Here is a 23,194-nt window from a genome sequence, read left to right as displayed (position 1 = left end):
CTTTAGTATATTAAAAAATGATAGAATTCATAACATCAACGGTTCAATAGTCTATCAAGCATCTTGTTCCCTATCGAATCTTGGGGAGAGGACTGCCCAATCCAAAAAAAACGCCGCTCCATTTATCGTAAATGAAGTGGCGCGCCTCTCTATGAAACATCTGAAAACAAATCATGTGAGGTTCAGCATGAACGGATGCCTTCAAATGCACTGCTGACCAAATGCTGCACATAGGCATCATCCAATCGATCCCCGGTAACTAACAACCGGTAAAAAATCGGCCCGTAAATAAGATCCGTGCTAACCTCGATATCAAGGTTTTCCCTCAGCTCTCCGCGCTCGTTTCCTCTCTCCATCAGTCTTCTGGCCTCAAGCCTGCGGGGTTGAAAATATCGGGTACGGTACGCTTCAGCGAGACCGGGGTCCATCTGCCCTTCACCTATTAGCTCCGTAATGACCGTCCCTTCCCGGCTTGTAAGAAACCGGACTAAATTCGTAGCATGTATTAGAATGTCATTATAGACTGAACCCGTGTCTGGCACGGGAAGGCGCTCTGAAGCAGCGGACATAAAGCCGTCCATCACCACGGCCGCCTTGTTGGGCCACCATTTATAGATCGTGGCCTTGCTCACTTTGGCCCGTTCGGCAATTTTCTCCACAGTAACCGCACTAAAGCCCTGCTCGAGCAATAACTCATAGGACGCGGAAAGGATTGACCTTTGCGTCTCAACGTTACGCGGCCTCCCACGCTTTCCTTCCACTCAAACTCCCCCATTCATAATCCGTTCCCCAATGGGAAAAAATAAACGATACGTTCATTATATCAAATAAAAACGAAAATGAGAATGATTTTACCCATTTACAAAACGTAGCGTTCAGTATATAATCTGAATAACAAATTAATAAACGATACGTTCAGTATTTATTTGCTGAATGCGAGGAGGATTTCTTATGCAGGAGCAACGTGCAACGGATACCAAACCTATTTCCACCTGGATGATGTTTTTGCTGGCAGCCGCATGCGGCCTTATTGTAGCGAATCTTTATTATGCCCAAACGCTTGTGGGACCCATCCGGATCTCTACCGGCCTTTCTTCCACAGCTGCAGGACTTATTGTCACCTTAACTCAAGTCGGTTATGTTGTCGGACTTCTGTTTATCGTACCGCTTAGCGACATCATTGAGAATCGGCGTCTCATGGTCACAGCCCTCCTGGTCGCAGTCGCTGCACTGCTGGGTGCGGCCTTTGCCTCTAACGGGCCTTTATTTCTGATCGCGTCCCTGTTTATCGGGATCGGGTCCGTTGTCGCCCAAATCCTCGTGCCTTACGCTACCTATTTGTCATCGGCCGAGCAGCGGGGACGCGTTGTCGGGAACGTCATGAGCGGCCTGCTGCTGGGAATTATGTTCGCTCGTCCCGTGGCCAGCTTTATAACGAGTCTCTGGGGCTGGCACGCGGTGTTTGTATTGTCCGCCATCATCATAACGCTGCTGACGCTCCTGCTTTCGCTGGCTCTTCCGAAGCGCAAGCCTGTAGCCTCCGCCTCCTACGGGAAACTGATCTTATCCCTTGGCACGCTGCTAAAAAATACGCCTGCCCTGCGCCGCCGCGCGCTTTATCAGGCTTGCTTGTTCGGTGCTTTCAGCATGTTCTGGACGATCGTCCCGCTTCGGCTGGCAGATGATTTTGGCATGTCGCAGCAAGGAATCGCCTTGTTTGCTTTGGTCGGTGTTGGCGGTGCGGTTGCGGCCCCCATTGCCGGGAGATGGGCAGACAAGGGCTGGAGCCGTGTGCTAACCGCGTTGGCCATGATCCTTGCCGCGCTGTCCTTCCTGCTGATCTATATCGTGCAAAGTCATTCTACCTCTGCTCTCGTCATGCTGTTTATTTCCGCCATCACCCTGGATATGGCCGTATCCGGCAATCTTGTGCTCGGGCAGCGGGTGATATACTCGCTGGGGAGCGAAGCCAGAGGTCGTCTGAACGGACTGTTCATGTCCATCTTTTTCATTGGCGGTGCCGTCGGTTCTTCTCTGGGAGGCTGGGCTTATGCAACGGGAGGCTGGAATTTGACCGCTCTCATCGGAACCGCATTGCCCCTGATTGCTTTACTTTACTACTTCACGGAGAAAAAGAGCGATTGAGCTCTTTTCTCCTTATCCCCGCTTCGTGCCCTTTGCTCCGAACTCCTGGATACGGACTTTCACCTGAATGTCGATCGGGAGCCGGCTAAATCGATCCTCCCAGTCGTCTTTTACCCGCTTCCATACCTCTGGATGAGTAATGCATCCATCCATCCAGCCGCCTGACTTCTTTTACCTCCGACACGGACATGATGGAATCTACAACCGTCCTCTCCCATGACTCTGAAGCCGATACCGATGCACCCGACTCCACACGCATAAGCGGCCCTAGGATATGGTCTTTAATAGTCGACTTGTCGGCAAGACCGTCAATGTAAATCAGCAGCGCTTGCCTTGAATTGCCACTCGTGCGGAACAAACGAAACACCACGTCCGGACTATGCCCGATGACGTTCTTCACTGCCTCCATATTAATATGAAGCTCTTTGGAGAGCTGATTATCATCCGGCATGATGCGCAAACCCCTTTGTTTATCCATATCATCACTGTTAGAATCCCCCAAAAGTGGATTTCCATTCTAGCATCCACCGGCTTAGCAGCTACGTTCAGCCTTTTTCGCCGATTTACCTGAAACGGGTCGATCAGGAGCCCCGACATGCTGAAAAGGAGCTAAGCGGCGTGTATCTGCTTAGCTCCTTTATGTTTTGCACCCGCAACTGCGTTCTTGAGCAGATAATGGGCGAATCCAGATTTTGATTGGGTATGCTCTCGTGACAGCTTGAAGCTAACTACGGTTCGGCATCAGGGAGTTGACAACCAAGGATAACGTTTGCCTATACACGGTTTGGGCCGAATGGATATCACCCAAGTGGCCGCCAAGGTAAAGATGAATAACTCCATGGAGGGAGGCCCAAAATATCCGAACCACAGAATCCGTGTCGTACGGACCGGGAATACGCCCTTGTTCTTGTGCATTATGGATCACAGTCAACAATTGCCGCATAGCGGTTACAGTGCCTTGCATGCTTTCCTCATCCGGCTTAAAATCTGCGAAGGCTCCTCCGAACATTAGCTTATAGTAGCTGGAATAGCGCTGACCAAATTGCCAAAAGGCTTCACCTAAATTGAGGAATTGCTGTACTGGATCAGCAGACTTCGGAGCCCCTTCCAATTCGTTTGCGAGAATCTTGCAACCCTCCAAATATAACTGCTGAGCCAAGCCCTCCTTATTGACGAACAGGCTATAAATGATTTTTGTCGAGCAATCCATTTTCTGTGCTACTTTACGCACCGTAACGGCTTCCGGGCCTTCTTCCTGCAGGAGCGCTGCCGCAGCATCAACAACGAGCTTGCGGAGGTTTTCAATATTTTGCAAGCGGGCTTCCTGGTAGGTTTTTACCTTTCGTGTGCTTGCAAGGGAGGAGCTATCCGGATCGTTCATAATCATCACCTTTGGTTATCGCGTTTTTGCCGGGAAACAAAGTTTCCGTCTCTCTTATCAGGAAGTTTAAACCGTTAGTCAGTAGTTGTCAATGTGGTGCCGCACGGATGAATTGGATATTGACTTTCCAGAAAAGGGAGGATACAATGAATTTCATTGGAAACAGTGTTACCAAATTGATTCGATGATTCCGTTATCTTCTCCGGATGAACGGAGCATCTTCTTGGCCAGTAGGTAACAGTGTTTTTTTATAATAACATCGAATCCAAAGGAGAGTAGAACTATGAAGCTTAAAAGAAATGGGCGCTCATTGCGGAGCAGCCTTTGGTATTGGAGAGCCATTTCACAAGACAACTGGCTAAACATGACGGACATGATGTGACGAAAGCTTTCGTCTTCTCGTCGGTAAAATCCTTGTCCCATCTAAAAAAATTCAACTTACATAACATAGGAGGCGCACGAATGCCCAACTTGCCAGATTTTTCAGCTACAGCTGCCAAAGACGTAAGTAATTCGAAACACTCATCACATAAAAGGATTCGAAGCATCGGATTAATACTGCTATCGGTGATCCTGCTCGGAGGGATTGTTTTCTTGCTAGCCCCTTCACCTATCGAGCCGGCAAAATGGGACGCGCCGGCGGCTCCCTCTTTTCAGGAAGCAAGTCCATGGCAGAAGAACAACAAATTCAGCTCTGCTCAGCTTGTTGCGGATGCGCCTAAATCACCGGAATTTATAACCTTCGATAAGGAAGGTTCCCTTTATACCGGAGATGCTGACGGAAAAATCTATAAGGTTCGTTTCGATGCAGCTGACAATCCGCAAGAAGCCCAACTCTTTGCAGATACCAAAGGAACACCCAATGGGCTTAAGTTTGATACCAATGGAAATTTAATTGTTGCTGACATTCAGAAGGGTCTGCTATCTATAGCCCCGTCCGGGACCATTAAGGTATTGGCCGATCAAGTGGATGGAACACCGATTTATTTGGCTAATGAGCTGGATATTGCTCAAGATGGCTCCATTTATTTTTCAGACACCTCGAACTATGGCCGGGTGACTTTCAGAGAAATTGCCGAGAACAAGCCGCATGGACGACTGCTGAAGTATGATCCAGTTACCAAGCGTGCTACTGTCTTGTTAGAAGGGTTGTATTTTGCAAATGGAATCGCTTTGTCTCGTGAGGAAGATTATGTGCTTGTGTCGGAATCCTATCATTATCAACTGACCCGATACTGGCTTAAGGGCCCGAAGATGGGAACATCCGATATTTTTGCGGACAATCTCGCAGGCTTTCCCGACAACATTACGACAGATGAACAAGGTCATTTCTGGGTTGGCATCTTCACCACTCGCATTCCTTTTGTAGATCAAATGCATCGCAGCCCTTGGTTGGCCCGCTTCATGGCTAAATTGCCAGAGTCATTGCTGAGCGGCGCAAGCGCACCGGCAAAGCATGGGCTTGCTGCGGAGTTCAGCGCCGAGGGGAAGCTGATCGGAAGCTGGCACGATCCTGAAGGCTTGCTGTACGGTGTAACGACGGTTGTAAATCATGGTGGATATTTGTATATAGGAACGGCACCAGGAGGCAGTCAAGGGGTTCATCGCGTGGCATTAACAAAATAATGGTGGAATTTGAATTCGGCCGATAAAAGGATTGTCTTATGAAGGCATTGTAATTCAGTATCCATGAATATACAGTCATAGCGAATGAAATAATATCCTCAGCGGCACCAAAATAATTAAAGACTTCGGTTGTTACAACGAAATTATCCACGTATAAGGAGTCGATAAGGTTGAAAAGCTTTGAGCATGAAGAACCAACAATCGCCCCTGGCATGAACACGCATGATCCACTTGAAGAAAAGGCAACTGAAGACGAAATCGAGAAGGGTGACACCACCTCGGTTACTCGCTTATATTTGGATCGTACACCCGAGGACTAAAATAGTTGGAGGGATCATAATCGGTTTAGTATGATCCCTCCAGTTATCATTTCCATACTCTTTTGAAATGTGAGGAGCAATCACTATGAGTGTTTTAGAATCTGCAGCTAAAATCCTAAAAGATCTGATCGATCCACATAAAAATCCTCTTCACGTCGGTGAGGTAATGTCGTGTTGGCTTTATTTAGCTGGACTTGAAGAAGCTAAGGGCTATGTTGAATCTGCACTCAGCACCACTGTTGACAGTGAGTTAATACATGCACTTAAAGAAGATGAACGGGTAGGCAAAGACCAACGCCAACGTTTAAAATTATTCATGTTGAATGAGGGTGTAACTCTCCCACCTGCACCGGAACCAAAGCCAACCTCTGACCCGAATAATGTGCCAATGGGCGTTAAATTTACTGATGATGAAATTGCAAATGCTTTATCAATTAAAATTGTCGCGCTTATCGTTAACGCAGCTACGTCATCGGCGCAATCCATAAGAACTGACGTTGGACTCATGTTTACAGAATTCCAAGCAGAGAAAATGATATTAGGAGCTAATCTGAAAGAACTAATGCGCAAGAGGGGCTGGCTAAAAGTTCCCCCCTATTATTATCCTATTGGGTCAAACAAATCATAAATGCTAACATAAACCTCTAGCGGTGGATTCAGACGCCGTGCTCCTTCGCTCGATGTCCATACTCCGAGGCATCTTCCCCGCTCCGTCCGGGAGTTTGTATGATTCGACGTACAAATATCATCGTCTATCCATTAAAACTCTATTTTGTACGACTTATCACACCCAAACCACAACAATATGTAAAAAAAACAGCAACGCACTGCAAAGTATGGTAGAGCTTAGGGGGATGTCTGAATCCTTATCTTAGGCTGACGATGCTTCCCTGCGTAGCCTCTTGCGGTAGATTCGAACGCCGTGCTCCTTCGCTCGATGCCATGCTCCGAGGCATCTTACCCACTCCGTCCGTGCAAACGAACCCTCGGGGTTCGCTCCCCCTTTTGCGGCAATAAAAAAATCCCCGGAACCCTGTTGGTTCCGAGGACTTTTTTTATGGAGCCTAGGGCATGTCTGAATCCTTATCTTAGGCTGACGATGCTTCCTTCGTAGCCTCTTGCGGTGGATTCAGACGCCGTGCTCCTTCGCTCGATGCCCATGCTCCGAGGCTCTTACCCACTCCGTCCGCGCGGACGAACCTTCGGGGTTCGCTCCCCCTTTTGCGGCAATAAAAAAATCCCCGGAACCCTGTTGGTTCCGAGGACTTTTTTTATGGAGCCTAGGGCATGTCTGAATCCTTATCTTAGGCTGACGATGCTTCTCTTCGTAGCCTCTAGCGGTGGATTCAGACGCCGTGCTCCTTCGCTCGATGCCCATGCTCCGAGGCATCTTACCCGCTCCGTCCGCGCGGACGAACCTTCGGGGTTCGCTCCCCCTTTTGCGGCAATAAAAAAATCCCCGGAACCCTGTTGGTTCCGAGGACTTTTTTTATGGAGCCAAGGGGGATCGAACCCCTGACCTCATCGCTGCCAGCGATGCGCTCTCCCAGCTGAGCTAAGGCCCCGTGTGGCGACAAAAATGATAATACCACAGGAGTCAAAACCTTGTCAACAGGTTTGTCCATTTTTTCTGTAATCATTACTTGTCTACCACTCCGTGCTTTGATAAGATCTCGGTGAGTTCTTTCATGAACATGTTGATGTCCTTGAATTGCCGATAAACCGATGCAAAGCGGATATACGCCACTTCATCCACAGGGTATAGCTGCCCCATGACAATTTCTCCAATTTCGCGGCTGTCCACCTCGGCGGAAGCTGTGTTGCGGATTTCCTTTTCCACCTGAGATACGATCATATCGAGCTGCTCCACAGATACAGGCCGCTTCTCACAGGCGCGGATCAGCCCACGGAGCATTTTCTCACGGCTGAATTCCTCGCGGCTGCCATCTTTTTTGATCACAATTAGCGGCGTCTCTTCCACCATCTCGAACGTGGTGAACCGCTTCGTGCATTTCTCGCACTCTCTGCGGCGGCGAATCGATTTGTTCTCGTTAGCGGAGCGCGAATCCAAAACCTTCGTACCGGCATAATCACAGTATGGACACTTCATAAAGGTCTCTCCCCCTTTCGAATAATAATGTAGCGCCGATGGCCACAATGCCATTTACAGCTGGGTGCAATACAGAATTTATTGCCAGTGAATCCCTGTAATGATCTTCAGGGAAAAGCACATAATAGGATTACCAACCGACAAGGAGGTGAACAGACATGGGTGCAGGACAATCCAGAAGCAGCAACGCATTGGTTGTGCCACAAGCGAACCAAGCGTTGGATCAACTGAAATACGAGGTTGCACAAGAACTGGGTATCGCCATTCCTCAAGATGGTTACATGGGTAACATGGCTACTCGTGATGCTGGTGCAATCGGTGGACACATTACTCGCCGTTTGGTGCAAATCGCCGAGCAGCAACTTGCTGGCGGCAGCCGTTAATTAGAAGTAAAGAAGAAGTATTGGACAACAGGTTCCTTATGGAGCTTGTCCAATGCTTCTTTCTTTTTCTCCGGCAAGGCCCCATTCTTCCGAATAAAGCTTGTAATATTTATTATAATAATACAAAACGCGCTGAATGTAATGTCTTGTTTCACCGTAAGGAATATCATCGGTGTGGTGTAGCGTTCCGTCCCACTCCTCATTTTGCAGCCAGCGAGCCACTTTTCCTTGTCCGGCATTATATCCGGCGATCACAGCAACCTGATTTCCCTTGAATTGCTTATGAAGATAGCTTAAATACCATGTCCCCAGCTGGATGCTAACCGAAGGATTGTCCAGGTTCGTTCTCCATTCCGGATCAAACTTCCCCGCTTCCACAATCCAGTCCGAAGTTTCCGGCATCAGCTGCATCAAGCCGAAAGCGCCTTTTTTTGAAGAAATGTTCGTCTTATAATTGGACTCGACCCGGATAATAGCCGCGACCAGCAAAGGATCGACCTCATATTTCTCCGCATTCGAACGGATTTCTTTTTCATATTGAATCGGATACAACAGCCTGCCGACTGTATCGCTGCTAATAAATAATAAGATAACAAAGGTGATGAACAATAGAGCAAATACACGCTTTTTACGCCAAAAGCCGAAGCTCATAGCAGCCTCCTTTCCTTTAAGAAAGCTTCCACTTGCCCTTCCGTTTGTTCCATCGTCCCTTGGTTATCGATTACAATATCCGCCAATTCCTTTTTGCGTTCAATGTCCATTTGGGCTTGAAGCCGCTGCTCCGCCTGCTCACGGGACAACCCGTCGCGAAGCATCAGCCTGTCCAGCTGTACCGTTCTCGGAACATAGACGACCATCACGGCTTCGAACATCGATTGCAGTCCGGATTCATATAGCAAGGGGATGTCTACAACGACCAGCTTGTCCGGGTTGCTGCGCTCATATTCCGCCATTCGCTCCCGAATGGTTGCCCGGATCGGCGGATGGGTAATTTCCTGCAGCTGCTGCAAAGCTTGAGGGTTGCCGAACACGATCTCCCCAAGCTTTTTACGGTGCAGCGAGCCGTCAGGCAGCAAGAGCTCAGGACCCCAACGCTCCACAATTTGCGATAGAGCAGGCATCCCCGGCTCCACAACCTCCCGCGCAATGCGGTCGGCATCAACCAGCATCGCCCCGCGCTGCACCAACATGCCCGAAACGGTGCTTTTGCCACAGGCGATGCCTCCGGTCAAACCGATATTCATAGCCATTCTCCTAAGTAGTAATAATGAAGCCTACATCAATTTCATGATACCCATAATAATTAAAACAAATCCGGGAAACATCGATAACCGCCGAATCCAGGACAGCTCTGAGTACAAAAACCCGATCCGAAGCCCGCTAGCCAAAAAAGTGCCGCTGGCCATTGCAATCACGGTGGATGTTAGCCACGGGGTAAAGCCGATCAACGCCGCCCCGATTCCCGCTCCGAAAGCATCCAGGGACAGAGCCACCCCAAGCAGCAATGCTTCATAAGGCGAAATATTGCCCGAACGGTCCATATCCGCAACCGACGGCGTCTTCAAAATCTGAATCACGAGGCCGAGACGTTTCAATTCAATATACAAAATTTCTTTGGTCCGGTGTACAGGCGGCAGAGGGCTCAGAGCAGCTAAACCGTCAGCCTGCTCGCTTGCCTGCTGCTCCTTCTTGGCGAGCTCTTCTTCGGCCTTTTCCTTCTTCTCGCTCATGACATGATAGACGGCCCAAATACCGATTCCGATCAAAATGACCCCGCCTATCGCCTTGGCAAACACAGGGTCGACGAAGCCGCTGATCCAGACGCCGATTTGCATCGCCATAAAAATAATACAACCGGAGCATAAAGAAATAATGGCTATTGAAACTAGCGGCATTCGGATTTTGCGCAAACCATACATGACTCCGACACCAAATCCGTCTAAGCTCACGGCTAAAGCCAGCACCAATAGGGAAACCACAGGCAGCATTCCCAAATCCCTCCCGACCGTTTTAACCTTACTATATGGCGAAAATGGGCGGAGGGTGCACGGACCCCAGGACGATCCTTTGTGTAGAGCTAAGCTTTTCTTACACGCTTGCGTTTGAGCGGCTGGCAATTCGGACAAAAATGCGTCCCGCGCCCTCCGAGCACCGTCTTCTCAATGGCATGCCCGCAGACCGAGCATGGCTCTCCCTTGCGTCCGTACGTTTTCAATTGATGCTGAAAAAGGCCGATTTCCCCTTGTCCGTTGACATAGGACTTAATCGAGGAGCCGCCTGCCGCCACAGCATCCTGCAGCGTACTGACAATCGCCTGATGGAGCTCCGCAAGCTCTTTGGCGGACAATGTATTGGCTTCCCGCTCCGGATGAATTCCCGCCAAGAACAAGGACTCATCCACATAAATATTCCCGATCCCAACGATATATTCCTGATTGAGCAGGAGCGGCTTGATCTTGGTCGTACGCTTGGCCACCTTGGCCTTGAACGCCTCCAGGCTAAAGTCCTCATCCAACGGCTCGAGCCCGAGCTTCTTCAACGGCTTTTCCTCAAGCTCCCGTCCTTTAGGGAACAGGTGCATCGTTCCAAATTGTCTTACATCCTTGTACCGCAGCTCGCTGCCGTCCGTAAAATGAAAGACGACATGCGTATGCCGCTCCAAGGGGTCCAGCTTATCATACAGGCCGTAGCGGCCTTCCATGCGCAAATGGGAGACAAGCGTAAAATCATCCAGCAGGAACCGAAGAAATTTCCCCCTGCGTTCCACCGTGTGGAACCTCTGTCCTTCCAGCAGCAGGCGAAATTCCTCGATTTCTTCCGGCAGCTGAATAATGCGGGGCAGGTGAACGCTCACCTGCTCGATTTGTTTGCCTACGACAAGCTGATTCAACGTTCGTCGAATCGTTTCAACCTCCGGCAGCTCCGGCATGATGCAATCACCTCTGTACGTTGTTCAATATATTATTTGGCCTCATACCAATTCAGTCCGGAATCCACATCCGCCTTCAACGGAACATCGAGCTTCAAGGCGCTCTCCATCACTTGAGGCACCAATACCTTCATCGTTTCGATTTCGTCCTCAGGCACCTCGAATACCAATTCATCGTGCACCTGCAGCAGCATACGGCTGCGCAGCTTTTCCTTCTTCAAACGTTCATCCATCTGCACCATGGCAAGCTTGATAATATCTGCCGCTGTCCCTTGGATTGGCGTGTTCATTGCCGTCCTCTCGGCAAATGAGCGCAGATTGAAATTCGAAGCCTTAATCTCCGGCAAATAGCGGCGGCGCTGCAGCAGCGTCGTCACGTAGCCGTCCTCGCGTGCTTTTTGGACGATATCGTCCATATATTTTCGAACCCCCTGGAACACGGCAAAATATTGCTCGATAAACGCCGCGGCGTCCTTACGGGTAATATTCAGGTTTTGGGACAAGCCGTAATCGCTGATCCCATAGACGATACCGAAGTTTACGGCCTTCGCCTGGCGGCGCATATTGGAATCCACCTCAGACTCGGCCACCCCGAACACATCCATCGCCGTCTTAGTATGGATATCCATATTGTTCACGAACGCTTCCATCAGCCGTTCGTCCTGCGAAATATGGGCCAGCACCCGCAGCTCAATCTGCGAATAGTCGGCGGTCAGAATCGACCAGCCCGGCTGGGAAGGCACGAAGACCTTGCGGATCTTGCGTCCTTCCTCCAGACGGATCGGGATGTTTTGCAGGTTCGGGTATTGACTGCTCAAACGGCCTGTAGCCGCAATCGTCTGCTTATAATAAGTATGCACCTTCCCGGTTTCCGGGCGTACCTCCTTCAGCAGACCCTCCACATAGGTAGATTGCAGCTTGGCCAGCGTACGGTACAATAAAATATGGCCGATCACCGGATGGTGAGGCTCCAGCTTTTCCAGTACCTCGGCGTCGGTGGAATAACCGGTTTTGGTCTTTTTCACCGGGGGCAGCTGAAGCTTCTCGAACAAAATCTCCCCCAGCTGCTTGGGCGAATTCAAGTTAAACTCCGTTCCCGCCGCCTCATAAATGGCATTGACGATCCGCTCAATCTCGGCTCCGAGCTCGGCGCCGTACTGCTTCAGCGCAGCGGTGTCGACCTGGATGCCCTTCTTCTCCATGGAAGCCAGCACGCCGGCAAGCGGGAGCTCCAGCTCATAAAATAACTGGTGCATCTCGTTGCTCTCCAAATCCCGCTTCATCGGTTCAATGAGTCCTTGAATCGCCGTAACCTTGCGGCACAAATGCTCGCTCAGAATGGCGGTCTCCGGCACCTTGAATTTGGCACCCTTACCGAACACCTCTTCATCGGCAGGCAGCGTCGGCAGGCCGTATTTCGCCGCCAAGCCGCTTAACCATAGCGCCGATTCCGTCGGATCCAGCAAATATCCTGCAAGCAGCGCATCGAACGATACGCCTCTTAGATGAATGCCGGCCCAGGCCAGAGCAATCTCGGCCCGATGCTGATCGTAGACGGCAACGGACTTGTCCGCTGTCTCCAGCCAGTCTCTAAGCTTGGCGGAAGCTTCTCCTTGCTGTACAAGCGCAAACGGAACATAGTAGCAGGTATCCCCCGCAAGCAGTGCCAGACCGATGATTTCACCGTGGTGCGGATTATCTCCAACCACCTCGATGTGGAGCGCCGTCACTTGAGGCAATACGGCAACCAGCTCGTCCACACGATTGTCATCTACCTCGACGGTTTGAATGTCCGCCTTCGGCGGCAAATCCCCGGCTCCTTCACTCCCTGAAAAATCCATTTTCTCCAGCAAAGATTTAAATTCCAGCTTACGGAACATCGTACCGAGCGTGGGTCCGTCGTAGCCTTGATAGACCAGCTCGTCCCATGTTTTTTCCAGAGGCATATTGCGGAAGATCGTAGCCAGCTCCTTGCTCATCCGGGCACTGTCCGCGTGCTCCACCACTTTTTCCTTCATCTTCCCTTTCAATTCGTCGGCATGGGACAGCACGCCCTCCACAGTCTCGTACTCATGGAGCAGCTTGAGCGCCGTCTTCTCACCGACTCCCGGTATACCCGGAATATTGTCGCTGGTATCCCCCATTAATCCCTTCAGATCGATAATCTGCTTCGGGACAAGGCCATACTTCTCCTTAATGAGAGCAGGATCGTGAAGCTCCACCTCACTGATGCCTTTACGCGTAATGGCGATCTTGACTTTATCGGATGCCAGCTGAAGCATATCCTTGTCTCCGGATACTACGATGACTTCCATATCGCCGGATTCATCCGCGAGACGTGTCAGGGTCCCGATAATATCGTCGGCCTCGTAGCCCTCCTGCTCGTATTGCGCGATGCCGAACGAACGGATCAAATCCTTCAGCACCGGGAATTGCTCTGAGAGCTCGGGCGGGGTCTTGCTGCGCCCCCCTTTATATTCTGCATATTGTGTATGTCGAAACGTCACTTTTCCTGCATCGAATGCGATGAGAAAATGCGTAGGCTTTTGTTCCTCCAGCAGCTTGAGCAGCATGGTCGTGAAACCGTACAGCGCATTCGTATGCAGGCCGCTTGAATTGCTTAATAATGGCAGGGCAAAAAATGCGCGGTAAGCAATGCTGTTGCCGTCGATCAAAATTAATTTGGACATGGTTGCACCTCATTTTCCATAACTATCTCCATGATAGCATAGGACAACGAAAGAAAAAAAGCTTACCCCCACATTCCGAATGTTAGGGGTGACGCTCCTTGCTGGCGCATACGTATAAGTATAGGCAAAAAGGGAAGGCGATACGTTCCGTATGAACGGAGGAAGGAAAACTTATGAATAACGCTCAACGGACTCATGGAAAAAAAGCCATTTGCTTCGACGTAAACCAGACCTTGATTCATCAAGGCATCCATTTCGAGCAGGCCTTTCGTTTGGTATGGGAGGAATACACCTCCCGCTGGGTTCAGGAGGCTGTACCCGGGGCAGATATGTTGTGGAGCAAATACCAAGCTTATTGGCAGCAGCATAAGAAAGTCAAGACCGTGCGCATCCATCTCGACGACTTGCAGCAGCAGTGCTTACAGGAAGCGCTTGTCGAGCTCGACATTCCGGTGCATCAGCAGTTTGCCAAGGATTTCTTTCACATGGTACGCAAGCAGCGGCTCGCTGCCAAATCACTGGCTCCCGGTGTCGAAGATACGCTTCGCACGCTAGCCCCGCGCTTCAAGCTGGCCATTATCAGTAATTCTCCGCGCAGCGAGGTGATCCATCTGCTGGAGCGCTTCAGACTCCAGGATTACTTCCCGGAGGAACGGATTTTCACAGCGCAGCACCCCAGGGACAAAAAGCCTGGAATGCAGCTGTTCAAAAGCGCAATCCGGACGCTAGCGCTAACCCCCAGGCAGCTGCTGATGGTGGGGAATTCGTGGAAGCATGACGTATGCGGAGCGACCAAAGCCGGACTCGATGCCGTGTGGGTGCAAAGCGGCACCACCATCAAGAAGGTTTCCCAACAAAAGCTTGGGAAACGGAACGTCTACTGCATCCAGCACATGGAGCAGCTGCTGGAATTATTTTGACCGGCATGCCTAAGCATGGGCTTATTAAAGCACAAGCGGAGAGTCGGGAGCGCTGAACCGTGTCTCGACCTCGACTTGAGGCTGACCCATATGGCATACGCAGTAAATGCTCCCCGGGCTCGATTTGGCCCGCTTCTTCAATCCGGCCGCCGCCTGGGAGATATCCTCCAAGGTGACCGGGCTTGCCGAAGGTCCGCAGATCACGAGCGACAAGGAAACGGTAACTCCCTTGTTCTCTACCCGATTGCCCATACGGTCCTCGACATAGGACATGTCCTCCCCTTCATAAAATAAATCGATGCCCTGCTCGAATCTGCGGATCATTTCCAGACACAGCTTCTCGGGATCCTCGGATGTGGTAATTGCAATAAAATCGTCCCCGCCGATATGGCCGACGAAATCATAGGGATTGCCGCAAATGACTAACGATTGTTGAATGATATCTGCTGTATATTGAAGCAGCTGATCGCCTTTTTGGAAGCCATACCGGTCATTAAACCATTTAAAAAAGTCAAGGTCGATATACAGTACGGAAAAGGACTTTTTGTCCATGAGCCGTTTTTGCAGCTCGCGATGAATCTGGAGATTGCCCGGAAGCCCCGTCAGCGGGCTGGCCACCTTCGCATATTCCATCCTCGCGTTCGTTATGCATTCGAGTATCGAACGAATGGTCGAGGCTCCTCTAAGGAGCCCTTTTTTTGTAATAATGACAAGATCGTACAAATTATGGTTATCCCGGGCCGTAGCCAGCTGTGATACGCTCTCAACAGGGGTCGATTCCTCCACGATAAGCGGATGGGGGTCCATGATTTGATCAATCGAGCGATTCCAGAATAGGGAGAAGCCATACTGTCCCGCCAGCTGCTGGAACAGCCGCTCTCGCATCATTAATCCGACCGGTGCCTGCTGGTTGACGATGACCACGCCGGGGGCGTTCTCGTGTTTTTTGAAATAATTAGCCACTTCCGAAATGAGCGCTTTGCTCTCAAAGACACCGACCGGAGCGGCCAGGTCTCCGATCGACCATCCCCCCCCGACTGAATCGCGGGCTCTGCGGTGCTGAACAATATGTTCCTTGATCTCGGGAGTTATCCGGCTTTTCGCTGTCGCAGGGTGACCCAGCAAGTAGCCCTGACCGTAATGCACGCCGAGCCGGGTCAGCAGCTGCAGCTCATCCCATTGCTCTATCCCCTCTGCAATCATTTGGATATGCAGCTTTTGCGCGAAGGTAACGAGTGTTTCCACTATCGTTTCTTTCGTTTTGTGCAGGTGAATATTTTTGATCAGGGAACGGTCCACCTTGATAAAATCGGGGTGCAGCTCCGCAATAGCCTGAAGCGACGAATAGCCTGCACCCGCATCATCTATAGCAATCCGATAGCCCTGCTTGCGGTAGTGCTCCAAAATGCGCTGTGCTGCGGAAAAATCCTCGATGGAGCTGCGCTCTGTGATTTCAAAAACAATCCGGCTCGGGAGCATCCCGACGGATTCGAGCACCTCCAGCGTTCTGCCGCTCGTGAAGCCGGGATCCTGCAGGATCGCTGCAGAAATGTTAATAAACAGCAGCTCATTGTCCTCCAGCATGAACGCCCCGCGGATTGCAGTTTCCCGGGCCAGCTTCTCGAACGGATACAGCACTCCCTGCTCTTCTGCCAGCTTGAACAGCTTCAAGGGCGAAACCAGCGGGCTGTGCTCAGGCCCCCTGGTTAACGCTTCATATCCCGCAATAGTGCCAGTGTGCAGCGAAACGATCGGTTGATAGACGGAGCGGATCGATTTATGAAGCAGCACACGCTGCAATTCATCCGCCAGATCATCGACGGTATCCTTCTCCATATTGTCCTGCTGTTGCATTCGATTGTGCTCTGCCATGTTCATCCCTACTTAAGCGTAGTTTGCGATATGCGTTTACTATAGCACAGGTAAATAAAGCCAGTGTAAAAAGACCTAGTACACCATGTAAATTTATTGTTAAAATTTATACGGCCATTGACAGACCGCCGGTCGGTATGTAAAATGAAATTATTGACAACAGACCGCCAGTCGGTATGTAAATACAAAGAAACGGAGCTTACGACCAACAATGACAAATATACAGCAGTTGAGTACCAATCCCAGCTTTTTGCTTCTATTGGAAGCCGCCGAGCAGCTCATTCTCGAAAAGGGCTGCCGCAGCACGACATTGCAGGACATTATTAATCGCACCGGGCTTTCCAAAGGAGCCATTTATCACTATGTATCCAGCAAGGATGAACTGTTCGGACTTATCCTGCAAACGAAGATGGAGCTGATGAATCAACGGTTTCATGAGGCAGTCCAGCAAGCCGCAGGAACAGGCGAAAATTCGCTCCCCTTTCATGCCATTGCAGAGGGGCTGGCGGAGAACAGCCTGGAGCAAAGCGTGCTCAATACGATTTTCATCTATTTGCTAAGCCACAAGGATCAGCCGAAGATTGCGGCTATTCTGGAGCAGCACCAGACATCCGTCTATGAAACCGTGCTTCAATGGATTCGGATCGGCCAGCAAGCCCGTGTCATTCCGGCTGAAGCCGATGCTTCCAAGATTGCTTCCATGTACATTGTGTTCTCTTACGGTCTTCGCGTGCAGCAGCAACTAAACCCTGCTGTTCCTATAACAACGAAAGATATTTTCAATGTGATTCTTCGTCCGGGTCAGAAAGGCTGACCTACTGAAAAACGTTTATCAAACTATTTAATAAGGTGGAATGTGACATGACTCAGCAGCCTTTATTCGAGCTTGGATTTACGAACCTGGACAGCGAAATACAACAGCAGCCGTTAGCCGTCACCGGCATCATCCCAGCTTGGCTGAGCGGAACGCTTTTCCGAAACGGTCCCGCCAAATTCACGACAGCGCAGGGCTGGCACACCCACTGGTTCGACGGCTTGGCCATGCTGCATAAGTTCACCTTTGGCGATGCCCGCGTGCACTATTCCAACAAATTCCTTCGCTCCAATGCATACCACCGCGCAATGGAAACGGGGGAGCTGGGCTCCGGCTTCGGATCCGTTCACGGGAGGAAGACGACTCAGGGCAACAACGCAAATGTGAATCTGTCCGTTATTAACGGCCATTACGTGGCGATGACAGAAACCCCGGCCGTCGTTGAATTCGATCCTTTTACTCTTGATACGATAGATGTACTGCCGTTCGATAACGCCTTCCCCGGACAATTCACTACGGCTCATCCGCATATCGACTTCAAGACGCGTGATCATTTGAATTTCACCATCGATTTCGGACGGACCAGCTCCTATCAATTCTACTCCATTGGACCGAACAGCACGCGCAAGGAGTTCATAGGTTCCATTCCTGTACTGGAGCCTTCCTACATTCATAGCTTTGCCGTTACCGAGCATTATATCGTCCTTGCCGAGTTCCCTTTTGTCGTTAATCCTCAGGAGCTGGTGTCCAGCGGCAAATCGTTTATCGAGAATTTTCATTGGAAGCCGGAGCAAGGCACGCGGTTTCATGTCATCCAAAAATCCGATGGCGCGCTGCTCAAAACGTTTGAATCGGAGGCCTTCTTCTCCTTTCACCATGTGAATGCCTATGAGTACGGGGGCGAGCTCATTGTGGATCTTTGCGCTTCACGTACTGCGGGCATCGTCGGCAGTTTGCAGGTCGACAAGCTGACCTCTACGGTAGAAGATCATCACACTGACGATGCCCGCGACAATTTTACCGAGCTCCGCAGATACCGTCTTCCGCTGCATCAAAGCAGTCACTCAAGCTTCATTTCGGGAGAAGTACTGTCTTCCGAGACCATGGATCTGCCGACAGTGAATGATGCAAGGTGCGGAAGCCGGTCTTATCGGTACGCTTATGGGATCAGCACGAACCAGGCGCAGGTGGAAAGCTTTTCGAACCAGCTCGTCAAAGCCGATGTTCACTCGGGAGCGTCCAAGGTGTGGTATGAGGCGGGGTGCTACCCCGGCGAACCGATTTTTGTGGAGAGGCCTCATGCCAAAAGTGAGGATGATGGCGTCATCTTATCCGTCGTGCTGGACGGCAAGCAGGGTCATTCGTTCTTATTAATACTGGACGCCGTTACCTTTCAGGAGCTAGGCAAAGTCCATGTCCCTCATCACATTCCATTCGGCTTTCACGGTATGTTTACCGAGGAGCTGTTCATTCGTCACCGCTAGCTTGCTTGGATGGGTCACAATCATGCAAAAAATCTTCATTACATTGGAGGGCGTTATGAGTAAAATCGTTCGCGGCATTGTCATCACATTAATCATTAATGGAATCATTCCTTACTTTGTTTATGTGCTTCTGAAGCCCCATATGACCAGCTTCGCGGCACTATCCGCTGCCACCCTTATCCCCCTGCTGGATAATCTGATTCATTTAATCCGCCACAAAAAGCTGGACGCCTTCGCAGGCATGATGCTCTTCACCTTCATTCTCGGGATCCTGCTCATCCTTATGGGGGGAGACGAACGTCTGTTATTGATTCGTGAATCGTTCGTCACAGTGGCCGTAGGCTTGCTATTTCTGGTTTCCCTGCTGTTTCGCCGGCCGTTAATTTATTATTTGGCTCTTCGCTTCACCGTGCCTGACAATGCGGCGGATCAAGCCGCCTTTGCTGCCAAGTGGGAGCTTCCTTCTTTCCGTACCGCCATTCGTTTGATCACTTGGGTTTGGGGTTTACTGTTATTGGCCGAAGCAATTGTACGTACAGTGCTGGTTTACGAGCTGTCCACCGCGCAGTTTCTGGCGGTATCCCATTTTGTGTTCTACGGCTTCATTGGAGCCGCCATCTTGTGGACGGTCTCGATTCGGAGACGTGCCGCGAAGCACATGGCGAAATAATGGCAAAACCCCTGCTTCCCGGTGATGGGAGGCAGGGGTTCTCTTTTTCCGCGGCTAAAGCTGCAAATGCGGCTTATTCCGAAATGGCGTTCCAGAACGTGATGTCCTCAATCGGCAGACGGACCGTCGGATGAGCCTCTTGAGCCGCTTTCCCGATTGCGATTAGCATAACGGATTGATACCGCTCCGAGATGCCGAAGGCTTCTTTAAATGCAGGCTTGTCATAGCCTCCCATAGCGACCGTGTCATAGCCCCTCGCTTTGGCCGACAGCATGATCTGCATCGAAACCAGACCGCTGTCGACAAGCAGGGAACGCTTCACTTCCTCCGGCATATTCGCATAGTACCACTTCATATTCTGAATGAGCTGCTCCTTAGCCTGCTCCGTCATATAACCTGCCTGAACGGCGGCCCCGTAGATTTGATCTATCTTGGAATCGGCCTGCGTATCCGCCAGAACGGCGATAATGGCAGAGGCTTGCACAACCTGCTCCTGATTCCTTGCAATGGGCAACAGAGTCGCTTTCAAAGCAGGGTCATTGATAATGAGAAATCGCCATGGCTGTATGTTCGCGCCGGAAGGAGCCAATGTAGCTTCGGCAAGGATCTCCGTCAGCTCTTCTTTGGAAATGGTCACGCTCGGGTCATACTTGCGCACAGAATGGCGGTCGCGCACTACCGATGAATATAAGGCCTGTTGGGTTGCTTGGGTCATCTCTTCCTCATCCTCCTATAGTTAACTACTCTCATCTTAACTGCATCCATTTAAAGCACAGTTAAACCAAAAATTAAAGCAGCTCGTCAAATAACTGCAACTGTTATAAGCACATTATATTCCGTATGAATGGGAATTGCAACCATAATTATGAAACAAAAGCAGATACGACCCAAAGGCCGATCCGCTTTGTTTTTAATCATTTGAACATTATTTTTTCTCTGCCGCAGCAGGATTGCACACGCCGTCAGCACAAGCGGAATCCGTACCGGTGCTTCCCGCTTCATTTACAAACGTAAGCTTCGGATGGGCTTCATCCCAAGCTTGATGAAGGGCTTGAAGAAACACCTCCGGTGATTGGGCTCCGGATACACCATATTTGCGGTCAATGACAAAGAACGGAACTCCTCTTGCCCCGAAATCCGAAGCCGCCTGCTCGTCCGCCCGAACTTCTTGTGTATACGCATCGCCGGCCAGCATATCAGACACAGCCTGGGAATCAAGACCAAGCTCTCCTGCCAAGGAGGCCAGCACGGTCGGATCGCCAATATGCTTGGAATCGGTAAAGTAGGCCTTCAAAAGCCTTTCCGTCATTTGTGCCCCTTTGCCGTGCTTGGCTGCAAAGTGGGTCAGGCGGTGGGCATCAAACGTATTGGTCAAAATGGCCGTATCAAAACGATAGGTCAGTCCCACAGCTTGCGCCTGCTGGGTCAGGTCGTCGTGCATTCCTTGAGACTTCTCGCGGCTCATGCTGTATTTTTTGGCGACCATGTCATAGACGTCATGATCCACATCACGCGGCGCATGGGGGTCCAGCTCGAAGCTGCGATACACAACCTCCACTTCATCGTGATGGCCAAACTGCTTCAGCGCGTTCTCGAACCGGCGTTTTCCAATATAACAAAACGGACATATGAAATCAGACCAAATTTCCACTTTCATTTCAGCGCACCTCCAGGTGAATGATCAAGATGTAATCATTATAGTTACAACAAAGGTATAAGTCAAATGCAAACCCAATGACATAAACAAAGGCAGTCTCAATCAGATTGAGCTGCCATGTGTACGAGATCTAGAATCGTATATTTTCTTAAATATTCAATGGTTTGCTGGTCGGCCGCTTCCATGATGGTTTCCAAAGCTTGATCCAACTGCACTATGCCTGCACAAGCTTCCATCGGCTGCTGTTGGCAGTCGCCCTTGACCGCGATATATATATCCCCCAGCGTAATTTGCTCCGCGGGCAGCTTCAAACCGTACCCTCCGTCGCGCCCTTCCCTGGTTTCAACGATGCCTGCCTGCGCTAAGGACGCCAGCACTCTGCGTAAGAAGGTGGCGTGTGAATGGACTTCGCATGCAATGGCTGCACTCGATAAAAAGCCGCGATCCTTGGCAAGCCGGATAAGGATATGCGTGGCAACCCGGAATCTAGGCGGTCCAATCTGATTTATGCGATTTGTGTTCATAGACCGATCCCCCTTTCGTAAAGTGTAACTCATGATGTTAGATATAAGCAACGCCAAAAGACCCAGAGGCACGCAAGCGGCGCGTTTCTGGGTTTACGGGAGATTTCTGTACGATATTAGATGTTCAGATCCTTGCGCTTCCCTGTAACCATATAAATAACACCCTCACCGATGTTGGTACAGTGGTCGCCGACCCGCTCCAGGTAATGAGCAACGAACATAAGCTGGGACAGCTGGCGGTTACGTGCAAATTCATTATTCATTAAGCCCAAAATTTCATTCATCAGCGTACTGTACAGCTTATCTACCTCATCGTCCCTTTCTGCAAGTGCGGCAGCCCGGTGAATGTTGCGCTCCGTGTAAGACAGCAGGCTTTCATGCAGCATATCTCTGACGAGGATAGCCATACGAGGGATATCCTGCAGCGGCTTGATCAGCTCTTCACCAGCAAGGCGAAGCGTGATCTTGGCAATATCTACAGCATGGTCGCTGATCCGCTCCAAATCCGTAGCAATCTTCAATGCCGTTCCAATAATTCGAAGATCGCTCGCCATCGGCTGCTGCAGGGCGATCAGCCGCATGCAGCGCTCTTCGATCTCGAGCATCATTTCATCGATCGTATCGTCCTGATCTACCGTTTTGCGTGCCAGCAGCTCATCCGAGGTCGCGAGTGATTCAACGGCCTGAGAGATCGATTCTTCAACGAGATTTCCCATTTTGAGTAAAGACTCCTGCAGCTCATCCACCATCTGGTGGAAATTAAACCTTGTATCCATTCTCATCCCCCTAAGGGCTTTCCTATGGAAAGCCATCTTCGTAAGCATCCGCTGGGCTTTCCATAGGAAAGCCGTCTTCGTAAGCATTTTCTTAAACTTTCCGAAGGAAAGTTATCTTCGTTACTCAGCCTATTAGCCGAATCGTCCTGTAATGTAATCTTCCGTTCTTTGATCCGTAGGAGCGGTAAAAATTTTGTCCGTTTGGTCGGACTCAATCAGTTCACCGTTCAGGAAGAAGGAAGTGTAGTCCGAAATCCTCGCCGCTTGCTGCATGTTATGGGTTACGATGATGATCGTATACTTTTCTTTCAGCGTTTGCGTCAGCTCTTCTACCTTCAACGTCGAGATCGGATCGAGCGCAGACGTCGGCTCATCCATCAGCAGCACATCCGGCTCAACAGCCAGCAATCTGGCAATACATAGACGCTGCTGCTGTCCGCCGGACAAGCCCAGGGCAGATTTATGGAGACGATCCTTTACTTCATCCCAAAGCGCGGCTTGCACCAGGCTTTTCTCTACAATTTCATCCAGAACGGCTTTTTTCTTCGTGCCGTGAATTCTCGGTCCATACGCAATATTGTCATAAATGCTCATCGGAAAAGGATTCGGGCGTTGGAACACCATCCCGACCTTTTTGCGAAGCGATACAACATCCATTTCTTGACCATAAATATTATGACCGTCAACATAGATATTGCCGTTAATGCGAACACTATCAATCAAGTCATTCATTCGGTTCAATGTCCGAAGAAACGTGGATTTCCCGCAGCCCGAAGGTCCGATTAACGCAACGATCGAATTATTTTTTATTTCAAGACCGATGCTGTGAAGTGCCTGGTTCTCGCCGTAGAACAGATTCAGCTTCTCTACTTTGATTTTATTTTTTTCGATCA

At 50.3% G+C, this 23,194-nt stretch carries 25 protein-coding genes and 1 tRNA gene; 9 read left to right on the top strand and 17 right to left on the bottom strand.

Going from position 1 to position 23,194, the window contains the following annotated elements; genetic code table 11:
* Nucleotides 1-182 precede the first annotated feature (182 nt).
* Nucleotides 183-761: a TetR/AcrR family transcriptional regulator gene (locus tag CF651_RS21405; protein ID WP_094016912.1), complete on the bottom strand. Its 579-nt coding sequence runs from the start codon at nucleotides 759-761 to the stop codon at nucleotides 183-185.
* Nucleotides 762-951: 190 nt separating this feature from the next.
* Here CF651_RS21405 and CF651_RS21400 point away from each other — a divergent pair, with 190 nt between their 5' ends.
* A complete protein-coding gene (locus tag CF651_RS21400) occupies nucleotides 952-2,145 on the top strand; it encodes an MFS transporter (RefSeq protein WP_094016911.1) in 1,194 nt (397 codons plus the stop codon).
* A gap of 12 nt (nucleotides 2,146-2,157) precedes the next feature.
* On the opposite strand, the gene CF651_RS33420 is transcribed toward CF651_RS21400, so the two are convergent.
* The 3 genes from CF651_RS33420 to CF651_RS21390 all read right to left on the bottom strand — a co-directional run bounded on the left by CF651_RS33420 (nucleotide 2,158) and on the right by CF651_RS21390 (nucleotide 3,526).
* Entirely contained in the window at nucleotides 2,158-2,298 is a 141-nt protein-coding gene (locus tag CF651_RS33420) for a Ger(x)C family spore germination C-terminal domain-containing protein (protein WP_144029086.1), read from the bottom strand.
* Nucleotides 2,231-2,596, bottom strand: a complete 366-nt coding sequence (locus CF651_RS21395) for a spore germination protein (RefSeq protein WP_094016910.1) — start codon at nucleotides 2,594-2,596, stop codon at nucleotides 2,231-2,233. Before CF651_RS21395 ends, CF651_RS33420 begins: the two co-directional genes overlap by 68 nt.
* A 273-nt stretch (nucleotides 2,597-2,869) precedes the next feature.
* Nucleotides 2,870-3,526, bottom strand: coding sequence for a TetR/AcrR family transcriptional regulator (locus CF651_RS21390; protein WP_094016909.1), 657 nt, complete (start codon nucleotides 3,524-3,526; stop codon nucleotides 2,870-2,872).
* 462 nt (nucleotides 3,527-3,988) lie between these two features.
* Between CF651_RS21390 and CF651_RS21385 the strand changes: the two genes are divergently transcribed.
* The 3 genes from CF651_RS21385 (at nucleotide 3,989) to CF651_RS21380 (ending at nucleotide 6,100) form a co-directional block, all read left to right on the top strand.
* Nucleotides 3,989-5,152 carry an SMP-30/gluconolactonase/LRE family protein gene (locus CF651_RS21385; protein WP_094016908.1) on the top strand — a complete coding sequence of 388 codons (1,164 nt, stop codon included), beginning with the start codon at nucleotides 3,989-3,991 and terminating at the stop codon, nucleotides 5,150-5,152.
* Between the two features lie 170 nt (nucleotides 5,153-5,322).
* Complete coding sequence (locus CF651_RS32435; protein WP_179232910.1) at nucleotides 5,323-5,472, top strand: hypothetical protein; 150 nt, start codon at nucleotides 5,323-5,325, stop codon at nucleotides 5,470-5,472.
* A gap of 85 nt (nucleotides 5,473-5,557) precedes the next feature.
* The gene (locus CF651_RS21380) at nucleotides 5,558-6,100 is read left to right on the top strand and encodes a DUF3231 family protein (protein ID WP_094016907.1); all 543 of its coding nucleotides are present in this window, start codon (nucleotides 5,558-5,560) and stop codon (nucleotides 6,098-6,100) included.
* Between the two features lie 864 nt (nucleotides 6,101-6,964).
* On the opposite strand, the gene CF651_RS21370 is transcribed toward CF651_RS21380, so the two are convergent.
* Nucleotides 6,965-7,037 (bottom strand) — tRNA-Ala (locus CF651_RS21370).
* Nucleotides 7,038-7,111: 74 nt separating this feature from the next.
* Nucleotides 7,112-7,582 carry a transcriptional regulator NrdR gene (nrdR, locus tag CF651_RS21365; RefSeq protein ID WP_094016905.1) on the bottom strand — a complete coding sequence of 157 codons (471 nt, stop codon included), beginning with the start codon at nucleotides 7,580-7,582 and terminating at the stop codon, nucleotides 7,112-7,114.
* 158 nt (nucleotides 7,583-7,740) lie between these two features.
* Between nrdR and CF651_RS21360 the strand changes: the two genes are divergently transcribed.
* Nucleotides 7,741-7,965: an alpha/beta-type small acid-soluble spore protein gene (locus tag CF651_RS21360; protein ID WP_094016904.1), complete on the top strand. Its 225-nt coding sequence runs from the start codon at nucleotides 7,741-7,743 to the stop codon at nucleotides 7,963-7,965.
* A 36-nt stretch (nucleotides 7,966-8,001) separates the two neighbouring features.
* On the opposite strand, the gene CF651_RS21355 is transcribed toward CF651_RS21360, so the two are convergent.
* The 5 genes from CF651_RS21355 to polA form a co-directional block, all read right to left on the bottom strand.
* Nucleotides 8,002-8,616, bottom strand: coding sequence for a lytic transglycosylase domain-containing protein (locus tag CF651_RS21355; RefSeq protein ID WP_094016903.1), 615 nt, complete (start codon nucleotides 8,614-8,616; stop codon nucleotides 8,002-8,004).
* The gene (gene coaE, locus CF651_RS21350) at nucleotides 8,613-9,209 is read right to left on the bottom strand and encodes a dephospho-CoA kinase (protein ID WP_094016902.1); all 597 of its coding nucleotides are present in this window, start codon (nucleotides 9,207-9,209) and stop codon (nucleotides 8,613-8,615) included. The genes CF651_RS21355 and coaE overlap by 4 nt, the downstream gene beginning before the upstream one ends.
* A 30-nt stretch (nucleotides 9,210-9,239) precedes the next feature.
* Nucleotides 9,240-9,953, bottom strand: a complete 714-nt coding sequence (locus CF651_RS21345; protein ID WP_094016901.1) for an MntP/YtaF family protein — start codon at nucleotides 9,951-9,953, stop codon at nucleotides 9,240-9,242.
* Nucleotides 9,954-10,042: 89 nt separating this feature from the next.
* The gene (mutM, locus tag CF651_RS21340) at nucleotides 10,043-10,894 is read right to left on the bottom strand and encodes a DNA-formamidopyrimidine glycosylase (protein WP_094016900.1); all 852 of its coding nucleotides are present in this window, start codon (nucleotides 10,892-10,894) and stop codon (nucleotides 10,043-10,045) included.
* Between the two features lie 32 nt (nucleotides 10,895-10,926).
* Nucleotides 10,927-13,584: a DNA polymerase I gene (polA, locus tag CF651_RS21335; RefSeq protein WP_094016899.1), complete on the bottom strand. Its 2,658-nt coding sequence runs from the start codon at nucleotides 13,582-13,584 to the stop codon at nucleotides 10,927-10,929.
* A gap of 173 nt (nucleotides 13,585-13,757) precedes the next feature.
* On the opposite strand from polA, the gene CF651_RS21330 reads away from it, so the two are divergent.
* Entirely contained in the window at nucleotides 13,758-14,504 is a 747-nt protein-coding gene (locus CF651_RS21330) for an HAD family hydrolase (RefSeq protein ID WP_094016898.1), read from the top strand.
* 24 nt (nucleotides 14,505-14,528) lie between these two features.
* Here CF651_RS21330 and CF651_RS21325 read toward each other — a convergent pair whose 3' ends face one another.
* Entirely contained in the window at nucleotides 14,529-16,376 is a 1,848-nt protein-coding gene (locus CF651_RS21325; RefSeq protein ID WP_179232920.1) for a bifunctional diguanylate cyclase/phosphodiesterase, read from the bottom strand.
* A 211-nt stretch (nucleotides 16,377-16,587) separates the two neighbouring features.
* On the opposite strand from CF651_RS21325, the gene CF651_RS21320 reads away from it, so the two are divergent.
* From CF651_RS21320 to CF651_RS21310, 3 genes are read left to right on the top strand one after another with little or no spacing between them, the layout of a single operon-like run.
* A complete protein-coding gene (locus CF651_RS21320) occupies nucleotides 16,588-17,190 on the top strand; it encodes a TetR/AcrR family transcriptional regulator (RefSeq protein ID WP_094016896.1) in 603 nt (200 codons plus the stop codon).
* Between the two features lie 47 nt (nucleotides 17,191-17,237).
* Nucleotides 17,238-18,674: a carotenoid oxygenase family protein gene (locus CF651_RS21315; protein WP_094016895.1), complete on the top strand. Its 1,437-nt coding sequence runs from the start codon at nucleotides 17,238-17,240 to the stop codon at nucleotides 18,672-18,674.
* A 55-nt stretch (nucleotides 18,675-18,729) separates the two neighbouring features.
* Nucleotides 18,730-19,344 (top strand): VC0807 family protein, encoded by a 615-nt coding sequence (locus CF651_RS21310; RefSeq protein WP_094016976.1) that lies wholly within the window; start codon nucleotides 18,730-18,732, stop codon nucleotides 19,342-19,344.
* A gap of 73 nt (nucleotides 19,345-19,417) precedes the next feature.
* Here CF651_RS21310 and CF651_RS21305 read toward each other — a convergent pair whose 3' ends face one another.
* The 5 genes from CF651_RS21305 to pstB all read right to left on the bottom strand — a co-directional run bounded on the left by CF651_RS21305 (nucleotide 19,418) and on the right by pstB (nucleotide 23,192).
* The gene (locus CF651_RS21305; protein ID WP_094016894.1) at nucleotides 19,418-20,059 is read right to left on the bottom strand and encodes a nitroreductase family protein; all 642 of its coding nucleotides are present in this window, start codon (nucleotides 20,057-20,059) and stop codon (nucleotides 19,418-19,420) included.
* A 210-nt stretch (nucleotides 20,060-20,269) separates the two neighbouring features.
* The gene (locus tag CF651_RS21300) at nucleotides 20,270-21,001 is read right to left on the bottom strand and encodes a DsbA family oxidoreductase (protein ID WP_094016893.1); all 732 of its coding nucleotides are present in this window, start codon (nucleotides 20,999-21,001) and stop codon (nucleotides 20,270-20,272) included.
* Nucleotides 21,002-21,099: 98 nt separating this feature from the next.
* On the bottom strand, nucleotides 21,100-21,525 hold the full coding sequence (locus CF651_RS21295; protein ID WP_094016892.1) for an RrF2 family transcriptional regulator: 426 nt from the start codon (nucleotides 21,523-21,525) through the stop codon (nucleotides 21,100-21,102).
* 116 nt (nucleotides 21,526-21,641) lie between these two features.
* Nucleotides 21,642-22,301, bottom strand: coding sequence for a phosphate signaling complex protein PhoU (gene phoU, locus CF651_RS21290; RefSeq protein WP_094016891.1), 660 nt, complete (start codon nucleotides 22,299-22,301; stop codon nucleotides 21,642-21,644).
* 132 nt (nucleotides 22,302-22,433) lie between these two features.
* The gene (gene pstB, locus CF651_RS21285; protein ID WP_028548057.1) at nucleotides 22,434-23,192 is read right to left on the bottom strand and encodes a phosphate ABC transporter ATP-binding protein PstB; all 759 of its coding nucleotides are present in this window, start codon (nucleotides 23,190-23,192) and stop codon (nucleotides 22,434-22,436) included.
* Nucleotides 23,193-23,194 lie beyond the last annotated feature (2 nt).

Origin of the sequence: Paenibacillus rigui, assembly GCF_002234615.1 — a bacterium.
GTDB lineage: Bacteria > Bacillota > Bacilli > Paenibacillales > NBRC-103111 > Paenibacillus_S > Paenibacillus_S rigui.
The sequence above is the reverse complement of the archived record's forward strand: the minus strand, read 5'-3'. Positions and strand labels throughout refer to the sequence as shown.